Origin of the sequence: Calidithermus terrae, from assembly GCF_003574345.1 — a bacterium.
Taxonomy (GTDB): Bacteria; Deinococcota; Deinococci; order Deinococcales; family Thermaceae; genus Calidithermus; species Calidithermus chliarophilus.
This window is the reverse complement of record NZ_QXDL01000416.1, coordinates 1-1,413: the sequence shown is the minus strand read 5'-3', so window position 1 is coordinate 1,413 and position 1,413 is coordinate 1. Positions and strand designations below refer to the sequence as shown.

Genomic DNA, 1,413 nt, shown 5'->3' with positions numbered 1-1,413 from the left:
GCGCGGACCTGCCGCTGCTGCTGGCCGCGCTGCACGAGCTGGCCACCGAGTACCGGTCGGGGCAGGGGGGTCAGGCCACCCCGCCCATCCACGAGCACTTCGACGCGCTGCGCCAGCGCCGCGAGCGCCGCGTCGGCGAGGTGGCCCTGAACAGCGAGCCCCTGCGGGCGATCCCCGAGGGCAGGCGGGCCGCAATCCTGCTGGAGGTGGTGCGCTCCGAGGGGCTGGGCCTGTTGCCCTGGAGCGAGGCCCTGCGCCAGTGGCAGGCCCGCGTGCTCAGCCTGCGCCGCTGGAACGGCGAGGAGTGGCCCGACGTCTCGGACGAGCACCTGCTGCAGACCCTCGAGCACTGGCTGGCCCCCTGGCTGGGCCAGGTCTCGCGCCGCGAGGACTTCGCCCGCCTCGACCTGGCCTCCATCCTCACCGGCCTGCTGCCCTGGCCCCTGCCCGCCCGGCTCGACGAGCTGGCCCCCACCCGGCTCGAGGTGCCCAGCGGCTCGCTGGTGCGCCTCAGCTACTCCCCCGACGGCAGCCCGCCCGTCCTGGCGGTCAAGCTCCAGGAACTCTTCGGCCTCGCCGACACCCCTCGAGTCAACGCGGGCCGCACCCCCGTGATGCTGCACCTGCTCTCCCCGGCCCAGCGCCCCATCCAGGTCACCCAGGACCTGCGCAGCTTCTGGAACACCACCTACCCCGAAGTCCGCAAGGAGCTGCGGGGCCGCTACAGCAAGCACCCCTGGCCCGAAGACCCCTGGAACGCCGAGCCTACGCGCAAGACCAAGCGGGCGCAGAGCAGCTGATAGCCGAGCACGGGGCGCGGGGCGCGGGTCGTACGTCGTACGTCCTACGTCGTACACAAGACGCAAGACGCCGGTCATACGTCGTACGTCGTACGCCCAGCGCCGAACGCAAAACACAAGACGCTAAACGCCAAATGCTTAGACCCCTGGCCCTCGACCCTCGACAGATCAGGGCTGACGGCTGACCGCTTGTCCCTACCCCTAAAGCTCCCCACAAACGATGGCCCCGCCCACGCCCTTGGGGTCGGTGACGTCGCGCTGGTAGACCACCACCGTCACCCGCTCGGTCGGGATCTGGGTCGTGGGGAGGCGGGTGCTGCTCTTGCCCGCCCCTCGAGCGTCCGCGAAGACCGACCCCAGCGCCACGGCGATCGGCCCGAGGTTGCTGCAGGTGCCCAGCCGGAGGTTGGCGGCGTGGCTGCTCTCGGGGGGCAGGTTGGCGACGGAGATCTCGAGCACGCTCTGCCCGTTGGAGTAATGGGTGAGGGTGGCGAGCCCGGCCACCGTGCTGGGGCGGTTGTCGGCCAGCAGGCCGAAGGGGCGCAACCCCACCACCTTGGGCTCCCCCAGCGCTTTGGGCTCCGCGGCGGGTGCCGGGGTGGGCTGCGGGGGC

Annotated in this window: 2 protein-coding genes; one reads left to right on the top strand and one right to left on the bottom strand. The window is 72.0% G+C overall.

Annotation, left to right across the window (positions count from 1 at the left end; translation table 11 throughout):
- Positions 1-800, top strand: an 800-nt coding sequence (locus Mterra_RS21260; RefSeq protein ID WP_275054874.1) for an ATP-dependent helicase C-terminal domain-containing protein, incomplete at its 5' end; no start/stop codon positions are given.
- Between the two features lie 201 nt (positions 801-1,001).
- On the opposite strand, the gene Mterra_RS22710 is transcribed toward Mterra_RS21260, so the two are convergent.
- On the bottom strand, positions 1,002-1,413 hold a 412-nt coding region (locus Mterra_RS22710), incomplete at its 5' end, for a hypothetical protein (RefSeq protein WP_170159782.1).